This window comes from Pseudomonas sp., from assembly GCF_033723075.1.
GTDB lineage: Bacteria > Pseudomonadota > Gammaproteobacteria > Pseudomonadales > Pseudomonadaceae > Aquipseudomonas.
This window is the reverse complement of the sequence record NZ_JAWVXU010000009.1, coordinates 206,068-226,975: the sequence shown is the minus strand read 5'-3', so window position 1 is coordinate 226,975 and position 20,908 is coordinate 206,068. Positions and strand designations below refer to the sequence as shown.

General features: G+C 65.1%; 17 protein-coding genes and 1 pseudogene. 6 read left to right on the top strand and 12 right to left on the bottom strand.

Features of this window, described 5'->3' with window-relative positions:
* The 10 genes from R3355_RS13115 to bioB form a co-directional block, all read right to left on the bottom strand.
* Positions 1-147: acyl-CoA dehydrogenase N-terminal domain-containing protein (locus R3355_RS13115; RefSeq protein WP_318961576.1), on the bottom strand; the 147-nt coding region annotated here is incomplete at its 3' end.
* 170 nt (positions 148-317) lie between these two features.
* A complete protein-coding gene (locus R3355_RS13110) occupies positions 318-2,114 on the bottom strand; it encodes an acyl-CoA dehydrogenase C-terminal domain-containing protein (RefSeq protein ID WP_318961566.1) in 1,797 nt (598 codons plus the stop codon).
* A 424-nt stretch (positions 2,115-2,538) separates the two neighbouring features.
* Positions 2,539-4,344 (bottom strand): phenylacyl-CoA dehydrogenase, encoded by a 1,806-nt coding sequence (locus R3355_RS13105; protein ID WP_318961565.1) that lies wholly within the window; start codon positions 4,342-4,344, stop codon positions 2,539-2,541.
* Positions 4,345-4,841: 497 nt separating this feature from the next.
* Positions 4,842-5,612 (bottom strand): putative metalloprotease CJM1_0395 family protein, encoded by a 771-nt coding sequence (locus R3355_RS13100; protein ID WP_318961564.1) that lies wholly within the window; start codon positions 5,610-5,612, stop codon positions 4,842-4,844.
* Between the two features lie 125 nt (positions 5,613-5,737).
* Entirely contained in the window at positions 5,738-6,037 is a 300-nt protein-coding gene (locus tag R3355_RS13095; RefSeq protein ID WP_318961563.1) for a hypothetical protein, read from the bottom strand.
* 96 nt (positions 6,038-6,133) lie between these two features.
* A complete protein-coding gene (bioD, locus tag R3355_RS13090) occupies positions 6,134-6,823 on the bottom strand; it encodes a dethiobiotin synthase (protein WP_318961562.1) in 690 nt (229 codons plus the stop codon).
* A 1-nt stretch (position 6,824) separates the two neighbouring features.
* Positions 6,825-7,628 carry a malonyl-ACP O-methyltransferase BioC gene (gene bioC, locus R3355_RS13085; RefSeq protein WP_318961561.1) on the bottom strand — a complete coding sequence of 268 codons (804 nt, stop codon included), beginning with the start codon at positions 7,626-7,628 and terminating at the stop codon, positions 6,825-6,827.
* An 81-nt stretch (positions 7,629-7,709) separates the two neighbouring features.
* Entirely contained in the window at positions 7,710-8,441 is a 732-nt protein-coding gene (locus R3355_RS13080; RefSeq protein WP_318961560.1) for an alpha/beta fold hydrolase, read from the bottom strand.
* On the bottom strand, positions 8,434-9,606 hold the full coding sequence (bioF, locus tag R3355_RS13075) for an 8-amino-7-oxononanoate synthase (protein WP_318961575.1): 1,173 nt from the start codon (positions 9,604-9,606) through the stop codon (positions 8,434-8,436). Before bioF ends, R3355_RS13080 begins: the two co-directional genes overlap by 8 nt.
* A 140-nt stretch (positions 9,607-9,746) precedes the next feature.
* Positions 9,747-10,802: a biotin synthase BioB gene (bioB, locus tag R3355_RS13070; protein WP_318961559.1), complete on the bottom strand. Its 1,056-nt coding sequence runs from the start codon at positions 10,800-10,802 to the stop codon at positions 9,747-9,749.
* A gap of 78 nt (positions 10,803-10,880) precedes the next feature.
* Between bioB and R3355_RS13065 the strand changes: the two genes are divergently transcribed.
* The 3 genes and pseudogenes from R3355_RS13065 (at position 10,881) to rarD (ending at position 13,966) form a co-directional block, all read left to right on the top strand.
* Positions 10,881-11,615 carry a ComF family protein gene (locus tag R3355_RS13065; RefSeq protein ID WP_318961558.1) on the top strand — a complete coding sequence of 245 codons (735 nt, stop codon included), beginning with the start codon at positions 10,881-10,883 and terminating at the stop codon, positions 11,613-11,615.
* Between the two features lie 167 nt (positions 11,616-11,782).
* Positions 11,783-12,746 (top strand): annotated as a pseudogene (locus R3355_RS13060) (serine/threonine protein kinase).
* A gap of 326 nt (positions 12,747-13,072) precedes the next feature.
* A complete protein-coding gene (gene rarD, locus R3355_RS13055; protein WP_318949491.1) occupies positions 13,073-13,966 on the top strand; it encodes an EamA family transporter RarD in 894 nt (297 codons plus the stop codon).
* A 453-nt stretch (positions 13,967-14,419) separates the two neighbouring features.
* On the opposite strand, the gene R3355_RS13050 is transcribed toward rarD, so the two are convergent.
* Positions 14,420-14,941, bottom strand: coding sequence for a glycine cleavage system protein R (locus R3355_RS13050; RefSeq protein ID WP_318961557.1), 522 nt, complete (start codon positions 14,939-14,941; stop codon positions 14,420-14,422).
* 68 nt (positions 14,942-15,009) lie between these two features.
* The gene (locus R3355_RS13045; RefSeq protein ID WP_318961556.1) at positions 15,010-15,465 is read right to left on the bottom strand and encodes a GNAT family N-acetyltransferase; all 456 of its coding nucleotides are present in this window, start codon (positions 15,463-15,465) and stop codon (positions 15,010-15,012) included.
* A 340-nt stretch (positions 15,466-15,805) separates the two neighbouring features.
* On the opposite strand from R3355_RS13045, the gene R3355_RS13040 reads away from it, so the two are divergent.
* The 3 genes from R3355_RS13040 to R3355_RS13030 all read left to right on the top strand — a co-directional run bounded on the left by R3355_RS13040 (position 15,806) and on the right by R3355_RS13030 (position 20,761).
* A complete protein-coding gene (locus R3355_RS13040; RefSeq protein WP_318961555.1) occupies positions 15,806-17,983 on the top strand; it encodes a malate synthase G in 2,178 nt (725 codons plus the stop codon).
* Between the two features lie 142 nt (positions 17,984-18,125).
* Entirely contained in the window at positions 18,126-20,057 is a 1,932-nt protein-coding gene (locus R3355_RS13035; protein WP_318961554.1) for a putative nucleotidyltransferase substrate binding domain-containing protein, read from the top strand.
* A complete protein-coding gene (locus R3355_RS13030) occupies positions 20,054-20,761 on the top strand; it encodes a 3'-5' exonuclease (RefSeq protein ID WP_318961553.1) in 708 nt (235 codons plus the stop codon). Before R3355_RS13035 ends, R3355_RS13030 begins: the two co-directional genes overlap by 4 nt.
* Positions 20,762-20,908: the final 147 nt, after the last annotated feature.

The window sequence follows — 20,908 nt, the reverse complement described above, 5'->3', positions numbered from 1 at the left end:
CTTGCCGGCTTCCTCGAGAATGGCGCTGGCGGTGTCTTCGTCCACCACTTCGGCCAGGGCCGGCAGTTGGGCCCACAGCTTGGATACTTCGAACACTTCGTTGAGCACGAAGCGCATGTCGCGCAGGGGGGCTTGGTAGTCAGCCATGGAAAATCCTCGAACGAAGCAACAGGGTTAAATCAGGCGTGGGAGTTTAACCGAGCAACATTTCAGACACATAGGGTCGTGTTATGACCAATAAGTCTCCACCTGCTCGCCAGATCCCAGATAGCAAAAACCCGCCAACTGGCGGGCTTTTGCCGGGCTTCAAGCGCCGGTCAGACGCCGAAATGCTCGGCTGGCAGGCTCATCATGCACTCACTGCCCGCCTCGGCCGCAGCCAGGTGGGCGGCGGTGCGCGGTAGCAGACGCTTGAAGTAGAAGGCGCAGGTCGCCAGCTTGGCCTGATAGAACGCCGCCTCGCCGGCACCCGCGTCGAGCTTGTCCTGGGCGACCACGGCCATGCGCAGCCACAAGTAGGCCAGGATGATGTAACCGGAATACATCAGGTAATCCACCGAAGCGGCGCCGACCTCGTCGGGGTTCTTCATCGCCGCCAGGCCGATCTTCTGGGTCAGCTCACCCCACTGCTGGTTCAGGCCGGCCAGCTGCGCCACGTAGCCTTTGAGCTGCGGGTGCTCGGCCTGGGCCTCACAGAACTTGTGGACGATCTTGGTGAAGCCGCGCAGCAGCTTGCCCTGGCTGCCGAGCACCTTGCGCCCGAGCAGGTCGAGGGCCTGGATACCGTTGGTGCCCTCGTAGATCGGTGCGATGCGGCAATCGCGGACCAGCTGCTCCATGCCCCACTCGCGGATATAGCCATGGCCACCGAAGATCTGCATGCCGTGGTTGGTCACCTCCATGCCGGTGTCGGTCATGAAGGCCTTGCAGATCGGGGTGAGCAAGGCCAGCAGGTTCTCCGCCTCTTCGCGTTGTTCGGCGCTGGCGCCCAGATGAGCCACATCGAGCAGCTGCGCAGTGAAGTAGGCCAGGGCGCGGTTGCCCTCGTTGAACGCCTTCATGGTCAGCAGCATGCGCCGCACATCGGGATGCACGATGATCGGATCGGCCGGCTTGTCCGGTGCCTTCGGCCCGGTCAGGGCGCGCATCTGCAGGCGCTCGTTGGCGTACTTGAGCGCACCCTGGTAGCTGGCCTCACCGAGACACAGGCCCTGCATGCCGGTGCCCAGGCGGGCATGGTTCATCATGGTGAACATGCAGTTGAGGCCCTTGTTGGCCTCGCCGATCAGGTAGCCGGTGGCGTCGTCGAAGTTGATCACGCAGGTGGCCGAGGCCTTGATCCCCATCTTGTGCTCGATCGAGCCGCAGGACACGCCATTGCGTTCGCCGACGCCGTCGTCGCCGGCGGGCAGGAACTTGGGCACGATAAACAGCGAAATGCCCTTGGTCCCGGCCGGCGCACCCGGCAGTTTGGCCAGCACCAGATGGACGATGTTCTCGCTCATATCGTGCTCGCCGGCAGAGATGAAGATCTTGCTGCCGCTGATCGCATAGCTGCCGTCGGCCTGGGGCACGGCGCGGGTCTTGATGATGCCCAGATCGGTGCCGCAATGCGCTTCGGTCAGGCACATGGTGCCGGTCCAGCGGCCTTCGGTCATCCGGGTCAGGTAGGTCTGCTTCTGCTCTTCCGTGCCGTGGGCATGGATCGCCGACATCGCGCCCTGGGTCAGGCCCGGGTACATGCCCCAGGAGGTGTTGCTGGCAGCGACCATCTCGCTGATCAGCAAACCGAGCGAGTGCGGCAGCCCCTGGCCGCCGTAGGCCGGGTCGGCGGCCAGGCTCATCCAGCCGCCCTCGCCATACTGGGCGAAGGCTTCCTTGAAGCCCTTGGGCGTTGTCACCACGCCATTGTCGAACTGGCATTCTTCTTCGTCGCCGGAACGGTTCAGCGGCGCCAGCACCTGCTCGCAGAACTTGGCACCTTCCTCGAGGATCGCCCCGACCATGTCCGGGGTCGCATCGACGGCGCCAAGCGCGGCGTAGCTGCTGGGAAAGTCGAAGACTTCGTCGATCAAGAAGCGCGTATCGCGCAGGGGGGCCTTGTACTCGGGCATGGTCGTTCTCCGTCAGGCAGGCGCGCAAGGCGCGGGTCGATAGCCCCTACGCTACTGCCGAGCGGACTGCTCCACAACAACCGTACGCCCGCTGAATGCAGCGCCATAAATAGCCGGTGCGCGGCCAGCGGGTGGATTAGCGGCGCCATCCTCGAACGATCAAGCACGATACCCATCGATAGCTATCGATGGCCAATAAATAAGGCGCTGGAATCAATCCAATGCGGGCCAGCTGGACCAGATCCAGGTGCCGGGCTTCGCCCAGCCGCTGGCGTTTGCGGGCTCATCGCTATCGGCAACGTACGCCTAACCCACGAGAGGCGGTTTAACCTCTGATTGACCTGCGAGGCGACCCTACCCTCATACGAAAAAAAGCCGCGACCCCAAGGGGTGGCGGCTTTTCCAGGCGATGTCGCGGCCGGGCTTAGTAGCCCAGGTCGAAGTCGTCTTCGTGCATGTCCATCAGGTTGCCGGCGCCGGACAACATGGTGGCCACGTGGGTGCGGGTACGCGGCAGGATGCGCGCGAAGTAGAAACGCGCGGTCTGCAGCTTGGCCTTGTAGAAGGCTTCGTCGGCAGTACCGGCAGCAATCTTCTCGGCAGCCAGGCGCGCCATGTCGGCCCAGAAATAGGCCAGGCAGACGTAACCGGAGTACATCAGGTAGTCCACCGACGCAGCGCCGACTTCTTCGCGATCCTTCATCGCCGCCATGCCGACCTTCATGGTCAGTTCGCCCCACTCCTTGTTCAGCTGGGCCAAAGGCTCGACGAATTCCTTGACCGCGGCGTTGCCTTCGTTGCCCTGGCAGAACTTGTGCACGATCTTGGTAAAGCCTTTCAGTGCTTCGCCCTGGGTCTGCAACACCTTACGGCCGAGCAGGTCGAGGGCCTGGATGCCGGTGGTGCCTTCGTACAGCATGGAAATGCGGCTGTCGCGAACGTTCTGCTCCATGCCCCACTCGGCGATGAAGCCGTGACCACCATAGATCTGCACACCGTGGTTGGCTGCTTCGAAGCCGACTTCGGTCATGAACGCCTTGGCGATCGGAGTAAGGAAGGCCAGCAATGCATCGGCCTGCTTCTTCTCGGCTTCGTCCTGGCTGTACTTGACGATGTCGACCTGCTTGGCGGTGAAGTAGACCATGGCGCGGTTGCCTTCGGCGAAGGCCTTCATGGTCAGCAGCATGCGCCGTACGTCCGGATGCACGATGATCGGGTCGGCGGCTTTTTCCGGTGCTTTCGGACCGGTCAGGGAACGCATCTGCAGACGCTCGCGAGCGTATTTCAGGCCACCCTGGAAGCCGATTTCGGCATGGGCCAGGCCTTGCAGCGCGGTGCCCAGGCGGGCGGTGTTCATAAAGGTGAACATGCAGTTCAGGCCTTTGTTCGCCGGGCCAATCAGGTAGCCGGTGGCGCCGTCGAAGTTCATCACGCAGGTGGCGTTGCCGTGGATACCCATCTTGTGCTCGAGCGAACCACAGGACACGGCGTTGCGCTCGCCGGCTGCGCCATCGGCGTTCGGCAGGAACTTGGGCACGATGAACAGCGAGATACCCTTGGTACCCTGCGGCGCATCGGGCAGGCGGGCCAGGACGATATGGACGATATTGTCGGCCATGTCGTGTTCGCCAGCGGAGATGAAGATCTTGGTGCCGGAAACCTTGTAGCTGCCATCGGCCTGGGGCTCGGCCTTGGTGCGCAGCATGCCCAGGTCGGTGCCGCAATGCGGCTCGGTCAGGCACATGGTGCCGGTCCATTCGCCGGAAACCAGCTTGGTCAGATAAGCATGCTTCTGCTCGTCGGTGCCGTGCTCGGCAATGGTGTTCATCGCGCCATGGGACAGGCCGGGGTACATACCCCAGGACCAGTTGGCGGTACCTATCAATTCGCTGACCACCAGACCCAGCGACTCCGGCAGGCCTTGGCCACCGTGGTCGACGTTATGGGCCAGGCTCGGCCAGCCACCTTCGACGTACTGCTTGTAGGCTTCCTTGAAGCCGGTCGGGGTTTTAACACCGGACTCGCTCCAGGTGCAACCTTCGGTGTCACCCACACGGTTCAGCGGTGCCAGTACCTGCTCACAGAACTTGGCGCCCTCTTCGAGGATGGCGTCGACCATGTCCGGGGTAGCGTCTTGGCAGCCAGGCAGGCTCTGATAATGCGCGTCATAGCCAAGCAGTTCGTCACGGACGAAGCGAATATCACGCAAGGGGGCCTTGTAGTCAGGCATAGCGGTTAACCTCTGCGGTGGACTCATTAGTGTGTTTGGGTGACCGACTCAGCGGTCGCTTGGGGCATCGCTCCCGACTGCCTGGCGACGTCTTGGCCACCGAGCAATCAAACAAGTGTTTGAAACATACGTTTACGCCCCGACCTTGTCAAGCACCGCGGGACCGGCGATCAGCGTTGTACAAATATCGGGCGCCGTCGACAGGCCGCCTCCAGGCGCGCACGGCACGTCGGGCAGCACTCCGCTAGCGGTGCAGCGCCAACCCTCCAGTTTTGTGCCGCGCCGGGCAACCATGGTGCACTGCCTGCGGGTAGGGCGGCTCGGGTGGCGCTCCGTTCGGAGTGCAGCGACAACCCGCCGAGATGCGTGCCGTGCCGATGAGCCATGGTGCACTGCCTGCGGCGAGTGACACCCTGCAGATCGCGGATTGCTCGGGGTTATTCGGCGTCTAGACCGCCTGGAGGCGGTCGCAGTGGGCGAGAGCTTTTCACAAACTCTCAGCCCAGCAGATCGATCAACGGCACAGAGTCTGCTGATTCGGCGGTGCGCCGATACAGACCGAGATCGGCTGCAGACGAACGCGGCGGCGGCCGTGACGCCTCAGGATCCTCGCCCTGCAGCGCAGGCTCAGCCGCCTCGCTCGATTGCGCACGCTCGGCGCGCCCTTCGTCGGCTTCACTGAGGCGCAGCTCGGCCAGTTCGCCGCGCGCCTGGACCATCTGCGCCTGGGCCTGCGCCGCCACTCGCAGGTCCTGGGCGGAGGGTTCGGCCGGCGCCAGGGCGGCGCGCACGACGATTTCCATCTTGCTCAGGGTGGCTTGCGGATCGCCCGCCACGGCGCTGGTGTCGATACTGACCTCACCCCCGACGGCATAGCGCTGGCCATCCGGACCATGGGTGTAGGTGTAGCTCGGCGCACCGGCATAGCTGCCGCCGACCGCCGCATGGGCCTGCTCGTGGGTGCGCACTTCGCGGTCACGAGTGGCCAGCTCGGCGATTTCCAGCTGTTCGAGGCGTTGCTGCTGCGGGCTGGGTTCGACTTTGCCCTGCTCGCCGGCGGACCGGGTCGAGGGCTCGGGGGACTGATCCGCCTCTTCGCGGGCAGAGGCGGCTTGTTCGTCGCCGAGGGCATGGGGAGGCGTAGCAGGGGCCTGGGTAGCGCGGGTCAGGTCAAGGGAAACATCGACCGAGGCGGCGGGCGCAACCGGGCGAACCGGCAGTGACGACACTGCAGGCGCAAGATAGCTTGATACCGTGCCGATCTGCATGCAGTCCCCTCCTTGTCCCGCAGCTGCAGGTCGCCTCCGCGACCGTCAGAGGCCGTGAAACAATCGCGCGCCCTAGCCCGGCAGTTGCCGGGCGCTTGGCGCAAGCGCAATAGGCGCGCGGCGTTTCAGGCCTTGGTGTCGATCAACGTGCCCAGCACTTCGTCGGCGGTGCGCACCACGCGCGCACCGGCCTGTGCTTCGTGCTGGCCGACACGCAACGCCACCAGGCTCTCGGCCAGGTCCGCACGACCTTGCCCGGCCACCTCGGGCGACGGATTGACTTGATTCGGCGCAGGCGTCTGCGCCGATTGTGACGGCGCAGCGACGGCATTGCCGGCGATCTCGGCGGCAGCCTGATCGACGCGGCGTTGCCCCGACTGAATGGTGCTGATGCCTGAACTGAAGGCGTTAGCGGAGATTTCCATAAACCAGCTCCCGCAGGTGAACTCCATAGATGCCTTGCATTGAAGCAGATAATCCGCCCGATACGTACCGGCAAATGGCTATGGCACAAGGCCTGCTTATAGCGCCAACCCCAACAGTGCCAGATCGAGACGCTCCGCCACCGCCGCCGGCGTCGCCTTGGCCAGGCGCGGCACCCGTCCCAGACAGGGGGCCGGCAAGCGCTCGGCGAGGGTCGCCAGGTTCTCCTCCAGACGCGACGTCTTGGGGTCGACCACATTGGCCACCCAGCCGGCCAGGGTCAGGCCGTCGCGGGCAATCGCCTCGGCGGTCAGCACGGCGTGATTGATACAGCCCAGGCGCACCCCGACCACCAGAATCACCGGCAGATCCAGGCTGATCGGCAGATCCGACAGCGCGGCCTGACCGGCCAGCGGTACGCGCCAGCCGCCAGCGCCTTCCACCAGGGTGAAATCCGCGCCCTTGTCGAGAATCGCCTGCACCGGCCCGCGCAGCGCCTCCAGATCCAGCTGCACGCCGGCTTCGCGGGCCGCCAGATGCGGGGCGATCGCCGGGGCGAAGGCCAGTGGATTGACCTCCTCGTAAGTCAGCGCCAGGCTGCATTCGCCAAGCAGGGCCAGGGCGTCGTCATTGCGCAGGCCTGCAGGCGTCTTGCTGCAACCGGAGGCTACCGGCTTGGCCGCAGCGGTTGACAGCCCGGCCATGCGCGCGGCATGCAGCAAGCCGGCGGCAATGGTGGTCTTGCCAACTTCGGTGTCGGTACCGGTGACGAAAAACGCTGCAGTCATCTCAATTCTCTTTGCGCAAAAGGCCGTAGATCACTCGATAGGTCGCCGGCAGTCCTTGCGCCTGACGGAACTGCTCGTAGGCGGCAAGCAACGCCAGCATGCGGGCGCGCCCGGTCAGGCCACCCGGACGACCGGGGTTGAGGTTGTGCGCGCCCAACGCTTTGAGTTCGTGGGTCAGGCTGCGCAGATCGGGGTAGTGCAGCACCTCGGCCCGGGTTTCCAGACTGAGCACCTGCAGGCCGCTGTCCGCGCAGAGCTGCTGGTAATCGTCGAAGCGGCGAAAACGGTTGACGTGGATGAAGCCGTCCACCGCCTGCCAGCTGTCGCGCAACTCCTGCAGGGTGCCGACGCACAGGCTGCTGAAGGCCAGCACTCCGCCTGGGCGCAATACGCGCCGGGCTTCACTGAGCACCGCGGCAAAGTCCGCACACCATTGCAGCGCCAGGCTGGAAAACAGCAGGTCGCAGGATGCGTCGCGCAGCGGCAAGCGTTCGGCATCGCCGGCGACAAACTGCTGCGCGCCGCCCAATGGCCGGGCGTGGCGCAGCATGCCCTCGGCAATATCCAGGGCCACACCCTCGGCGGCGCCGTAGCGCTGGCCCAGGGCCCGACTGAAATGGCCGGTGCCGCAGCCCAGATCGAGCCAGCGCTGCGGATTCGGAGTGGCCGGCAAGCGCGCCAGCAACGCGCTGCCGACCTTGCGCTGCAAGGCCGCGACGCTGTCGTAGCTATCGGCAGCGCGGGAAAAGGACGCAGCCACCTGGCGCTTGTCCGGCAGGCCGCCGGTTTGAAACAGCTCGCTCATGTCCAGGCCCCGGCGCAGGGTGCGCGGTGCGCACCATAGATCCGACGCCATTGGTGCGCACAGCGCTCTCTACGGGTTGCGTCAATCATCGCCGGCCTCGTGCAGGAAAGCCTGGATCGCCGCCGCCACTTCATGGGGACGCTCCAACGGAAAGGCGTGGCTGGCCGCGTCGATCAGGCCGATCTCGACATCCGGCAGCAATGCCAACAGCGCGGCCGCGGCGCTCGCCGGCACCAGTGCATCGCCGCCGGCAAACAGATGCAGCTGCGGACCGACAAAGGCCTGCAAGGCGGCGCGGGTGTCCAGCGCCGCCAGTACATCCAGCCCGGCCAGCAGACTCTCTGCACCCGCCTGCGGTGCCGCGCCCAGCAGCAGCCGCGACAGGCCGCGTGGATCCGCCGCACCCTGAGCGCAGAGCAGGGCAAAGCGCTTCAAGGTGGCGCGCACATCCGCCGCGCAGCCCTGGCGAAACATACCGAAGGTCTCGGCCGCCATCGCGCTGGGCCACGTTGGCTCGGCGACGAAGCGCAGATTGCTGGCCAGGGTCAGCAGGCCGGCGCAGCGCTCGCCACGCCGCGCCGCCAGTTCGGCGGCGAGCATGCCGCCGAGCGACCAGCCGCCGAGCCAGGTGTCCTGGGGCAGGTTCGCATCGAACTCGTCCAGCCAATCGGCGGGGTCGCTGGAGTCCAGTAACGGCAAGGGTTCGATCTCGACCCGCAGGTGCGAGTCGAGCCCGCGCAGGGCCTCGGCCAGCGGTTCCAGCGGGGCACTGCCGAGGCCCCAGCCGGGCAGCAGAATCAAACGGTCACGCATCGCAGCACTCCAGCTGCGTCCAGCATTCGGCCAGCGCCTCCAGCAGCAATTCGAGCTGAGCACTGCTGTGCGCCGCCGACAGGGTGACCCGCAGGCGCGCACTGCCGACCGGCACCGTGGGCGGACGTATCGCGGTGACCAGCAGACCGCGCTCGCGCAGCAGCTGCGACAAGTGCATGGCCCGAGCGCTGTCACCGATCAGGATCGGCTGGATCGGCGTGGCGCTGTCCATCAACTCAAGACCAATAGCCCGGGCTCCTTCACGGAAGCGTTTGATCAAGGCGTTCAAGTGCTCGCGCCGCCAGTGCTCGCTGCGCAGCAGCTCCAGGCTCTTCAGGGTGGCGCAGGCCAGGGCCGGCGGCTGGCTGGTGGTGTAGATATAGGGTCGGGCGAACTGCACCAGGGTTTCGATCAGCTCCTCGCTACCGGCGACGAAGGCCCCGGCGGTGCCGAAGGCCTTGCCCAGGGTGCCGACCAGCACCTGGACATCGTCCTGGCCCAGGCCGAAGTGCTCGACGATACCGCCACCGCTGGCGCCGAGCGGGCCGAAACCATGGGCATCGTCGACCATCACCCAGGCGCCCTTGGCCTTGGCCGCCGCACACAGCGCCGGCAGGTCGGCCAGGTCGCCGTCCATGCTGAACACGCCATCGGTCACCACCAGGGTATTGCCGCCGGCCTTGTCCAGGCGGTTGCTCAGGCTGGCCGCGTCGTTGTGCAGATAGCGGGAAAAGCGCGCACCGCTGAGCAGACCGGCATCCAGCAAGGAGGCGTGATTGAGGCGGTCTTCCAGCACCGTATCGCCCTGGCCCAACAGCGCGGTGACCGCGCCGAGGTTGGCCATATAGCCGGTGGAAAACAGCAGCGCCCGCGGTCGCCCGGTGAATTCGGCGAGGGCCTCCTCCAGCTCGTGGTGCGGGGTGCTGTGGCCGATCACCAGGTGCGAGGCGCCGCCGCCGACCCCCCAACGCAGAGCGCCGGCGCGCCAGGCCTCGATCACCTGCGGGTGATTGGCCAGGCCGAGGTAGTCGTTGGAACAGAAGGCCAGCAGCTCGCGGCCGTCGACCCGCACCAGCGGGCCTTGCGGCGAGTCGAGCAAGGGTCGCTGCCGGTAGAGATTGGCGGCGCGGCGTTCGGCGAGACGGGCGGCAAGGTCGAAGGGCATGCAAGCCTCGGCAATAGCAGCGATGTAGGAGCGGGCCATGCCCGCGAACCGCAAGCGGCCTTCGCGGGCTTGGCCCGCTCCTACCCGGAAAAAATCAAACCTCGGGTGGTGGGCAACTTACCCATCCACTGTGCGAGCCATCAGACCGCAGCGTTATAGAACAAGCTGGCATCACGCTGTTCAGCCAGTGCCTGCTCGATGGCCGCCTGATGCACTTCGTCGGCGTGCTCTTCGCGCTCTTCCGGCTTGATGCCGAGGCGGGCGAACAGTTGCATGTCCTTGCCGGCTTGCGGGTTGGCGGTGGTCAGCAGCTTCTCACCGTAGAAGATCGAGTTGGCGCCGGCGAAGAAGGCCAGGGCCTGCATCTGCTCGTTCATCGCCTCGCGGCCGGCGGACAGGCGCACGTGGGACTGCGGCATCATGATCCGCGCCACGGCGAGCATGCGGATGAAGTCGAAGGGGTCGACGTCCTGTTCGTCGGCCAGCGGCGTGCCCTTGACCTTGACCAGCATGTTGATCGGCACCGACTCCGGATGCTCCGGCAGATTGGCCAGCTGGATCAGCAGGCCGGCGCGGTCGTCCAGCGACTCGCCCAGGCCGAGGATGCCACCGGAGCAGATCTTCATCCCCGAGTCGCGCACGTAGGCCAGGGTTTCCAGGCGATCGGCGTAGGTGCGGGTGGTGATGATGTTGCCGTAGAACTCCGGCGAGGTGTCCAGGTTGTGGTTGTAGTAATCGAGGCCGGCCTCGGCCAGGGCGGCGGTCTGCTCCTTGTCCAGCTTGCCCAGGGTCATGCAGGTTTCCAGGCCCAGGGCGCGCACGCCTTTGACCATCTGCAGCACGTAGGGCATGTCCTTGGCCGACGGGTGCTTCCAGGCCGCGCCCATGCAGAAGCGGGTGGAACCGATGGCCTTGGCCTCGGCGGCCGCCTCCAGCACCTTCTGCACTTCCAGCAGTTTTTCCTTTTCCAGGCCGGTGTTGTAGTGGCCGGACTGCGGGCAGTACTTGCAGTCTTCCGGGCAGGCGCCGGTCTTGATCGACAACAGGGTCGAGACCTGCACGCGGTTCTGGTCGAAATGCGCGCGGTGCACGGTCTGCGCCTGGAACAGCAGGTCGTTGAAGGGTTGTTCGAAGAGCGCCTTGACCTCGGCGAGGGTCCAATCGTGACGCAGGTGGGCAGCGGTAGTGGCGCTCATCGGTGATTCCTTGTTAGTGGCGACGGCTGCTAGAGTCAGCAGGCATACACGGATGTCCGGCATATTTAAGGAAGCCACATGCGCTGTCAACCAGATGACCGCCACAAGGTTTACAACTGGTTAAAAAATAAACAGGCCTGCTTGCTCTGCGACGAGCCTGCCGACAGCGCACACAGCCTCTGCGACAGCTGCGAAAGCGAACTGCCGTGGCTCGGCGCACGCTGCCAGGTCTGCGCCCTGCCGTTGCCGCACGCGGGCCTGACCTGCGGCGGCTGCCTGCGCCGGCCGCCGCGCTTCGACCGGGTCGAGGCCCCCTGGCGCTATGCCTTCCCCATCGACAGCCTGATCACCCGCTTCAAGCATCAGGCCAAGTGGCCATTGGGACGTCTGCTCGGTGAACTGTTGTCACAGCACCTGCAGCATGCCTTCGACGAAGGCCTGGCCAAGCCCGACCTGTTGCTGCCCGTGCCGCTGGCCGAACGCCGGCAACGCCAGCGCGGCTTCAACCAGGCGGCGCTGCTCGCGCAGTGGCTGAGCGAACAGCTGCAGTTGCCGGTGCAGCAACACTGGCTGCAACGACTGATCGACACCCCGGCGCAGCAACAACTGGATGCCGCCACCCGCAAACGCAACCTGCGCCGCGCCTTTGCCCTGGCGCCCGGGAGCCAGGTCGGCGACCTGCACCTGGTCCTGGTCGACGACGTGCTGACTACCGGCGCCACCGCCGAGAGCCTGGCGCGCCTGCTGAAACAGGCCGGCGCGGCGCGAGTCGACATCTATTGCCTGGCGCGCACACCGAAACCCGGGGACTGACGCCACCGATTGCAGCCGGGCTAGGGGCTACGCTGATCGCCGCGTAGGGTGCATCCCTCCCCTCCCTGAGGTCTAAAACCGACGCAAGCACTTCGGCCGCAGCTTGCCAAGCACCGCCCGGCCATGCAGAAGCGCTACACTCTTCGGCCCAGAGACCGGAGCCGATCATGTCCCACCCATTTGCCGCACTGACCCCCGACCTGGTACTGGATGCCGTGGAGAGCATTGGCTACCTCAGCGATGCCCGCATATTGGCGCTCAACAGCTATGAGAACCGCGTCTACCAGGTGGGCATCGAGGACGAAACGCCGCTGATCGCCAAGTTCTACCGGCCGCAGCGCTGGACCGACGCGGCGATTCGCGAGGAGCACAGCTTCACTTTCGAGCTGGCCGAGTGCGAGGTGCCGGTGGTGGCACCACTGGTGCGCGATGGCGAAACCCTGTTCGAGCACGCCGGCTTCCGCTTTACCCTGTTCCCGCGGCGCGGCGGCCGCGCGCCCGAGCCGGGCAATCTGGAACAACTCTATCGCCTCGGCCAGTTGCTCGGCCGCCTGCACGCGGTCGGTTCGCTGCGACCCTTCGCCCACCGCGAAGCCTTGCAGGTGGAGAACTTCGGCCACGCCTCGCTGGCCACCCTGCTCGAAGGCAACTTCATTCCGCGCAGCCTGTTGCCGGCCTACGAATCGGTGGCCCGTGACCTGCTCAAACGCCTCGATACCTTGTTCGCCGACAACCCGGTGCAGGCGATTCGTCTGCACGGCGATTGCCACCCCGGCAACCTGCTGTGCCGCGACGACACCTTCCATATGGTCGACCTCGACGACTGCCGCATGGGTCCCGCCGTGCAGGACCTGTGGATGATGCTGGCCGGCGAGCGCCATGAACGCCTCAGCCAGCTGTCCGAACTGATGGACGGCTACCAGGAGTTCCACGATTTCAACCCCCGCGAACTGCCGCTGATCGAGGGCCTGCGCTCCCTGCGCCTGATGCACTACAGCGCCTGGCTGGCGCGACCCGGCGTTCCCCCACAGTTTCCCCTGGTTCGGCACCGAACGTTATTGGGGCGAACAGGTATTGATGCTGCGCGAGCAATTGGCCGCGCTGGACGAGGAGCCGCTCAGGCTGTTCTGAGCAGCAGCGGCAAGCAAGAGCAACCGTCCCGCGAATCCTGTGTTCATGCGCAAGCCTCACCGGACGTAGGAGCGGCGGGACGCCTAGCTCCATGCCCGCGATGCTTTTTGTGGGCGCGATCTATCGCGGCCATGGGCCGCTCCTACGAAATGCCCATGCAGTCCGGGGATCGCGCTTCCCGGATTGCATCCGGACAACGACTGTAAAGCCTTCCTTACGCAAATCTGCTTTTCTCCATGGCAGGAAAAACCTGAACCTGCAGACAAGTACCAGGTGCCGCGACTAGAATCCTGGGCTTTCGTCAGTCGCCCAAGCAAGGATTCTGCATGGCCACCGCCAACCCGCGCCGCGGGTACATTCTGGGCCTGACCGCCTACAGCATCTGGGGCCTGTTCCCGCTCTATTTCAAAGCCATCCAGAACGTCCCGGCGCTGGAGATCGTGGTCCACCGCGCACTCTGGTCGGCAGTCTTCGGCGCCGCGCTGTTGCTGGTCTGGAAACACCCCGGCTGGCTGCGCGAACTGCGCGCCAATCCCAAGCGCCTGGCCGTATTGGCGCTCTGTGGCCTGCTGATCGCCAGCAACTGGCTGGTGTATGTCTGGGCGGTGAATAACGAGCGCATGCTCGAAGCCAGCCTCGGCTACTACATCAATCCGCTGGTCAATGTGCTGCTCGGCCTGCTGCTGCTCGGCGAACGCCTGCGCCGCCTGCAATGGCTGGCAGTCGGCCTGGCCGCCGTGGGCGTCGCGCAGCAGGTGTGGCAACTCGGCAGCCTGCCGTGGGTGTCGCTGGTGCTGGCGCTGACCTTTGGCTTCTACGGGCTGATCCGCAAACAGGCGCCGGTCGCCGCACTGCCCGGCCTGGTGGTGGAAACCTGGCTGCTGCTGCCATTGGCGATCGGCTGGCTGCTCTGGCATCCGGCCGCGCTGAGCAGCCAAAGCGCATTCTGGAGCACGCCCGAAGCACTCTGGCTGATGGCGGCCGGGCCCATCACCCTGGTCCCGCTGCTGTGCTTCAACGCCGCCGCGCGCCACCTGCCCTATACCACCCTGGGCTTTCTGCAATACATCGCACCGACCCTGATCCTGATCCTGGCGGTCGCGGTGTTCGGCGAGCGTTTCGACCCGAGCAAGCTGCTGGCCTTTATCTGCATCTGGGCCGGTCTGGCGCTGTACAGCGTCGATGCCTGGCTGACCCTGCGCAAGCGCGGTCAAGGCTGATCCCGCAGGGCGGGTCGATCTAGACGCAGACCGAACTCCGCGCAGCCCGAATGAGGCATGACCGCTCGACCGCGATGCCGGGCTTCCTGCGTCAGCGCCAACCTACCCCTTGGCAACGACCACAATCCCGTAGGAGCGGGCCATGCCCGCAAAATTGCTCGGCAGGGCGAGGATCGCGGGCATGGGACTCGGCGTCCCCCCCGCGCCTACATCGGCGCCATGCTGTACAAAAAATGCTCAGCCACCTGCATGCCGCGTCAATCCTGGCGTGCAGCCATCCATCCCGACCTTATCCACAGAAGCATCCCCGGCCTGTGTGCACAAGTTATTGAAATAGCTGATTTTTTGACCAACACCCGGAGAGCTGCGGGGCACTAGCCAGGGCGCCGGGACTCCCCAGCTTATCCACAGCTATACCCACGCCAGCCGTGGATATGTGCACAGCGGCAGCCCTTATCCCACATCGGTGCGCAGATTGAGCTCCACCATCAGGTCGTCGGCGAGGGTTTCCAGCTTGGCCTGTAACGCATCGAGGGAAAACTCGAGTGGTACCGCCAACTGTGCTTCGGCATGGAACAGCAATTCGCCACTCATGGGTGCCGGTGTCACTTCGGTGCTCAGGCTTTCCAGGTTGACCCCGTGCTCGGCGAGCAAGCGGGTGATGTCGCGGATGATGCCCGGACGGTCATTGCCGACCAGGTCGAGATGAATCGGCTTCCAGTTGCCGGAGGGTTCGGCGCCACCTTGCTCCAGTAGCACGCGAATCCCCTCGGCGCTCAGACCTTGCAACGCCTCGACCAGTTCGGCATGGGCCTTGGCCGGCACCGCGACACGCAAAATCCCGGCGAACTGTCCGGCCATGCGCGACATACGACTTTCCAGCCAGTTGCCGCCGTGGTCGGCCACGCACTGGGCGAGCCGCTCGACCAACCCGGGTTGGTCCTTGGCGATGACGGTTAGTACCAGATGATCCATGGCAAGCCTCTCGTTGTTGTTCAGCAGTCAGGTTGTGGAGAGCCGCGCGCACGGCAGCGGCTGCGCGTTCAGTCATCCGGCGGCAATGCCAGCCAGTAGGTGTGGAACAGCTCGTCGCGCACATAGCCGAGCCGCTCGTACAACGCCTGCCCGGCCAGATTGCTCTTTGCCGTCTGCAACTGCAAACCACAGGCCCCAGTGCTTTCGGCATGGGCGCGGGCGGTGTTCATCAGGGCTTCGCCAACCCCCTGGCGCCTGGCGGCCTCGGCCACATAGAGGTCGCTCAACAGCCAGGCCGGTTGCAGCGCCAGGGAAGCCTGAAACGGGTAGAGCTGGACGAAGCCAAGCGCCACCCCCTGCGCGTCACGCGCCAGGAACAATTGCGAGTCGCCGCTACTGAGACGCGCCGCGAGAAAAACGCGGATCGCCGCTGCCGTCCTATCCTCCTGATAGAACAGCAGGTAGCCGGCAAACAACTGCGTCAAATCGTCGAGATCGGCCGAGCTGGCCGGGTGTATGCGCATCGTTCAGTTCCTCCACTAACTCAGATCGCGCAGCGTCGGCATTTGCGCTTGGCGACCACTGCGGTCGTCGCAGTATAGGCAGCCTGACAAACACCCGCCGAACAGCCGGCTTAATTTTGTGTACCAATTTTACGATTTCATGAAACAATAATTGCCATTTTTGAGAACACAACGTCCTCGCCGTGACTGCAGAGCGTCTCTTGGTCGTACAAGGACGCGCACCCACTGATTTTCCAATAATCTTGATGTAGTATGCCGCGCCTCGGACTACAAGACTTAAACCCCAGGTCTGAAGCGGCTATCGAGTAGAGCTGAAGAGCTGAGCAGAGTGAGGCAAGTGATGACTGAACGCGTTCAAGTAGGTGGCCTTCAGGTCGCCAAAGTGCTGTTCGACTTCGTGAACAACGAAGCCATCCCCGGTACCGGCGTCGCTGCCGACAAGTTCTGGACCGGCGTTGAGGCCGTGATCAATGAACTGGCCCCGAAAAACCGCGCCCTGCTGGCCAAGCGCGACCAGATCCAGGCGCAGATCGACGCCTGGCACCAGGCCCGCGCCGGTCAGGCCTTCGATGCCGTGGCCTACAAAGCCTTCCTCGAGGAAATCGGCTACCTGCTGCCGCAGCCGGCTGACTTCCAGGCCAGCACCGAGAACGTCGACGAAGAAATCGCCCGTCTGGCCGGCCCGCAGCTGGTAGTACCGGTGATGAACGCGCGCTTCGCCCTCAACGCCTCTAACGCCCGCTGGGGCTCGCTGTACGATGCCCTGTACGGCACCGACGCGATCAGCGAAGAAGGCGGCGCCGAGAAAGGCAAGGGTTACAACAAGGTTCGCGGTGACAAGGTCATCGCCTTCGCCCGCGCCTTCCTCGACCAGGCTGCACCGCTGGCCGCCGGCTCCCACGTCGACGCCACCGGCTACCGCATCGAAGCCGGCAAACTGCTGGTCAGCCTCAAGGGCGGCAGCAACAGCGGCCTGCTCGACGACAGCCAGCTGGCCGGCTTCCAGGGCGATGCCCAGGCGCCGATCGCCGTGCTGCTCAAGCACAATGGCCTGCACTTCGAAATCCAGATCGACGCCAGCACCCCGATCGGCCAGACCGACCCAGCCGGCGTCAAAGACCTGCTGATGGAAGCAGCGCTGACCACCATCATGGACTGCGAAGACTCGATCGCCGCCGTCGATGCCGATGACAAGGTAGTGGTTTACCGCAACTGGCTGGGCCTGATGAAAGGCAACCTGGCCGAGAGCGTGTCCAAGGCCGGCCAGACCTTTACCCGCACCATGAACCCGGACCGGGTCTACACCCAGGCCGACGGCGGCGAGCTGACCCTGCACGGGCGCAGCCTGCTGTTCATCCGCAACGTCGGTCACCTGATGACCATCGACGCCATCGTCGACAGTCAGGGCTTCGAGGTTCCGGAAGGCATCATGGACGGTCTGCTGACCAGCCTGATCGCCATCCACAACCTGAATGGCAACACCAGCCGCAAGAACACCCGCACCGGCTCGGTCTACATCGTCAAGCCGAAGATGCACGGCCCGGAAGAAGTCGCCTTCACCAGCGAACTGTTCGGCCGCGTCGAGGACGTCCTCGGCCTGCCGCGCAACACCCTGAAAGTCGGCATCATGGACGAAGAGCGGCGCACCACGGTCAACCTCAAGGCCTGCATCAAGGCGGCGTCCGAGCGCGTGGTGTTCATCAACACCGGCTTCCTCGACCGCACCGGCGACGAGATCCACACCTCGATGGAAGCCGGCGCCATGGTGCGCAAGGCGGCCATGAAGAGCCAGAAGTGGATCGCCGCCTACGAAGACAACAACGTCGACGTCGGCCTGGCCTGCGGCCTGCAGGGCCGTGCGCAGATCGGCAAAGGCATGTGGGCCATGCCCGACCTGATGGCGGCAATGCTCGAGCAGAAGATCGCCCACCCGCTGGCCGGCGCCAACACCGCTTGGGTCCCCTCGCCGACCGCCGCCGCACTGCACGTGCTGCACTACCACCAGGTCGACGTGTTCGCCCGCCAGGCCGAACTGGCCAAGCGCTCCCCGGCTTCGCTGGACGAGATCCTGAGCATCCCGCTGGCCGCCGAGACCAACTGGACGCCCGCGGAAATTCAGAACGAACTGGACAACAACTCGCAAGGCATCCTCGGTTACGTGGTGCGCTGGATCGACCAGGGCGTCGGCTGCTCCAAGGTGCCGGACATCAACGACATCGGCCTGATGGAAGACCGCGCCACCCTGCGCATCTCCAGCCAGCACATGGCCAACTGGCTACGGCATGGCGTGGTCACCGAAGAACAGGTGATCGAGAGCCTCAAGCGCATGGCCCCGGTGGTCGATCGGCAGAACGCCGGCGACCCGCTGTACCGCCCGCTGGCGCCGGACTTCGACAGCAACATCGCCTTCCAGGCGGCCCTGGAGTTGGTAGTCGAAGGCACCAAGCAGCCCAACGGCTACACCGAGCCGGTGCTGCACCGCCGTCGTCGCGAGTTCAAGGCCAAGAACGGCCTGTAACAGGTTGCCGCAACACCGAGAAACCGCCCTCCGGGGCGGTTTTTTTGTGCCTGAGCACCAGCCTTCTAGACTTACGTCCAATGGGCACCCTGGCCGTTGCGGCAGACCATAGTCATTCACAGTTGCTTCGAGGCCGCGCGGCATGAGCAAATCGGACGCTTACACCCAGGCGGGCAAGACAGCGGTGTTGCAGAACATCCACGGCACCGTGGAGTTCCTGCAGAAATATCCCCCGTTCAACCAGATGGACATGGCCCACCTGGCCTACCTCGTGGAAAACTGCCAGCTGCGCTTCTACAGCGCCGGCGAGACCATCATCAAACCGACTGATGGTCCGGTCGAATATTTCTACATCGTCAAGCAGGGCCATGTGCATGGCGAGCGTCCGCACTCGGCCAAACGCGGCAGCGAAACCACCTTCGAAATCACCAGCGGCGAATGCTTCCCGCTGGCGGCGCTGATCGGCGAGCGCGCCACCCGTACCGAACACCTGGCGGCCGAGGACACCTTCTGCCTGCTGTTGAACAAGCCGGCCTTCGTCAAGCTGTTCTCGCTGTCCAATCCGTTTCGCGATTTTGCCCTGCGTGGGGTCAGCAGCCTGCTCGACCAGGTCAACCAGCAGGTACAGATGCGCGCGGTGGAAAGCCTCGGCGAGCAGTACTCGCTGGACACCCGCCTGGGTGAACTGGCCATGCGCCAGCCGATCAGCTGCTCGCCGGCCACACCGTTGCGCAAGGCTGTGCAACTGATGCATGAGCAGCACGTCGGCAGCATCGTCATCGTCGATCCGGCGCACAAACCCCTGGGTATCTTCACCCTGCGCGACCTGCGCCGGGTGATCGCCGACGGCAGCTCGCTGGATCAGCCGATCGACAGCCTGATGACGCTCGACCCTTTCTACCTGCCGACCGACGCCAGTGCCTTCGAAGCGGCAATCGCCATGACCGAGCGGCATATCGCCCACATCTGCCTGGTCGACCACGAGCGCCTGTGCGGCGTGGTTTCCGAGCGCGACCTGTTTTCCCTTCAGCGGGTCGACCTGGTCCATCTGGCCCGCACCATCCGCCATGCGGGTACGGTTGCGACCCTGGCCGCGCTGCGCAGCGATATCCAGCAACTGGTCGAGCGCATGCTCGCCCACGGCGCCAGCTCGACCCAGATCACCCACATCATCACCCTGTTCAACGACCATACCGTATGCCGGGTGATCGAACTGACCCTGGAAGACCTCGGCGATCCCGGCGTGCCCTTCACCTGGCTGTGCTTCGGCAGCGAGGGCCGCCGCGAACAGACCCTGCACACCGACCAGGACAACGGCATCCTGTTCGAGGCCGCCGACTCGGTGACCGCCGCCGACATGCGCCGCCGCCTCCTGCCGCTGGCCGTCGAGATCAACCAGCGCCTGGCCCAGTGCGGCTTCACCCTGTGCAAGGGCAACATCATGGCCGGCAACCCGGAACTGTGCCTGTCACGCCACGAGTGGACGCGGCGCTTCAACAGCTTTATCGATGAGGCGACCCCGGAGAACCTGCTCAAATCGAGCATCTACTTCGACCTGCGGGTGGTCTGGGGCGATGCTCACGGCTGTGACCTGGTGCGCCAGGGCCTGCTCAAGCAGGTCGCCAACAACAGCCTGTTCCAACGCATGATGGCCGAAAATGCCCTGCGCCAGCGCCCGCCGGTTGGGCGTTTTCGTGATTTCGTGGTGGCTCGCAAGGGCGCCGAGAAGGACACCCTCGACCTCAAGGTGCAAGGCCTGACCCCCTTCGTCGATGGCGCCCGCCTGCTGGCCCTGGCCCACGGCGTCGAAACCTGCAACACCCTGGAGCGTCTGCGCGAGCTGATCGCCAGGGGCGTGATCGAGCCGCTCGACGGCGCGGCCTATGAAGAGGCCTACCACTTCATCCAGCAGACGCGCATGCAGCAACATCAGCTGCAAGCCAAACTGGATCGGCCCTACTCCAACCGCATCGATCCCGACAGCCTCAACCAGCTGGACCGACGCATCCTGCGCGAAGCCTTCCGCCAGGCCCAGCGCCTGCAAAGCAGCCTGACGCTGCGCTACCAGCTATGAGTCAGTTCACCTGGTTCAGCGGCCGCGGCCCCGCCCTGCTCGAAGCGCAACTGGATCGGCGCATCGGTCTGGCCGCGCCGGCCGCCCTCGATCACCGGCCGCTGGACGAACAGCGCCTGGTGGTGCTCGACCTGGAAACCAGCGGCTTCGACATGAAGCGCGACCAGTTGCTGTCGATCGGTGCGGTGGCTATCGAACGGGGCGCCATCGACCTCGGCCAGCAGTTCGAATGCACCCTGCAACGCCTCGACCACAAGGTCGGCCCCAGCGTGCTGATCCATGGCCTGGCGCCCAGCCAGATCGCCGCCGGCAGCGAGCCGGCCGAAGCCCTGCTGGCCTTTATGGAGTTCCTCGGCGACAGCCCGCTGCTGGCCTTCCACGCCGGGTTCGACCAGCGCATGCTCGCGCGCTCCCTCAAGCAGAGCCTGGGCTACAGCCTGCGCCATCGCTTCTTCGATGTCGCCGAACTGGCACCGCTGCTCTGCCCGCAGGCGAAGATCCCGCGCGGCGGCCTGGACGACTGGACCCGCTATTTCGGCCTGCAGGCGCAGCAGCGCCATCACGCCAGCGCCGACGCCCTGGTCACTGCCGAGCTGGCCCTGATCCTGTTCAGCAAGGCGCGCCAGCAACAACTCGACAGCCTGCTGGCCCTGCACCAGCGCCTGGCCAACTGGCGCCGGCGCCAGCGCGCCCATTCGCTGTAAGGCCTGGCCAGCGCACAGTCATTAGTGCGCATGGCGCACCCTACCCGACATCCAGCCGCACCTCGTAGGGTGCGCCGCGCGCACCGCAACACGACAACAGTCCCGTAGTCCGGATAAGCCGCGGAACGCGGCGCAATCCGGGGGCGA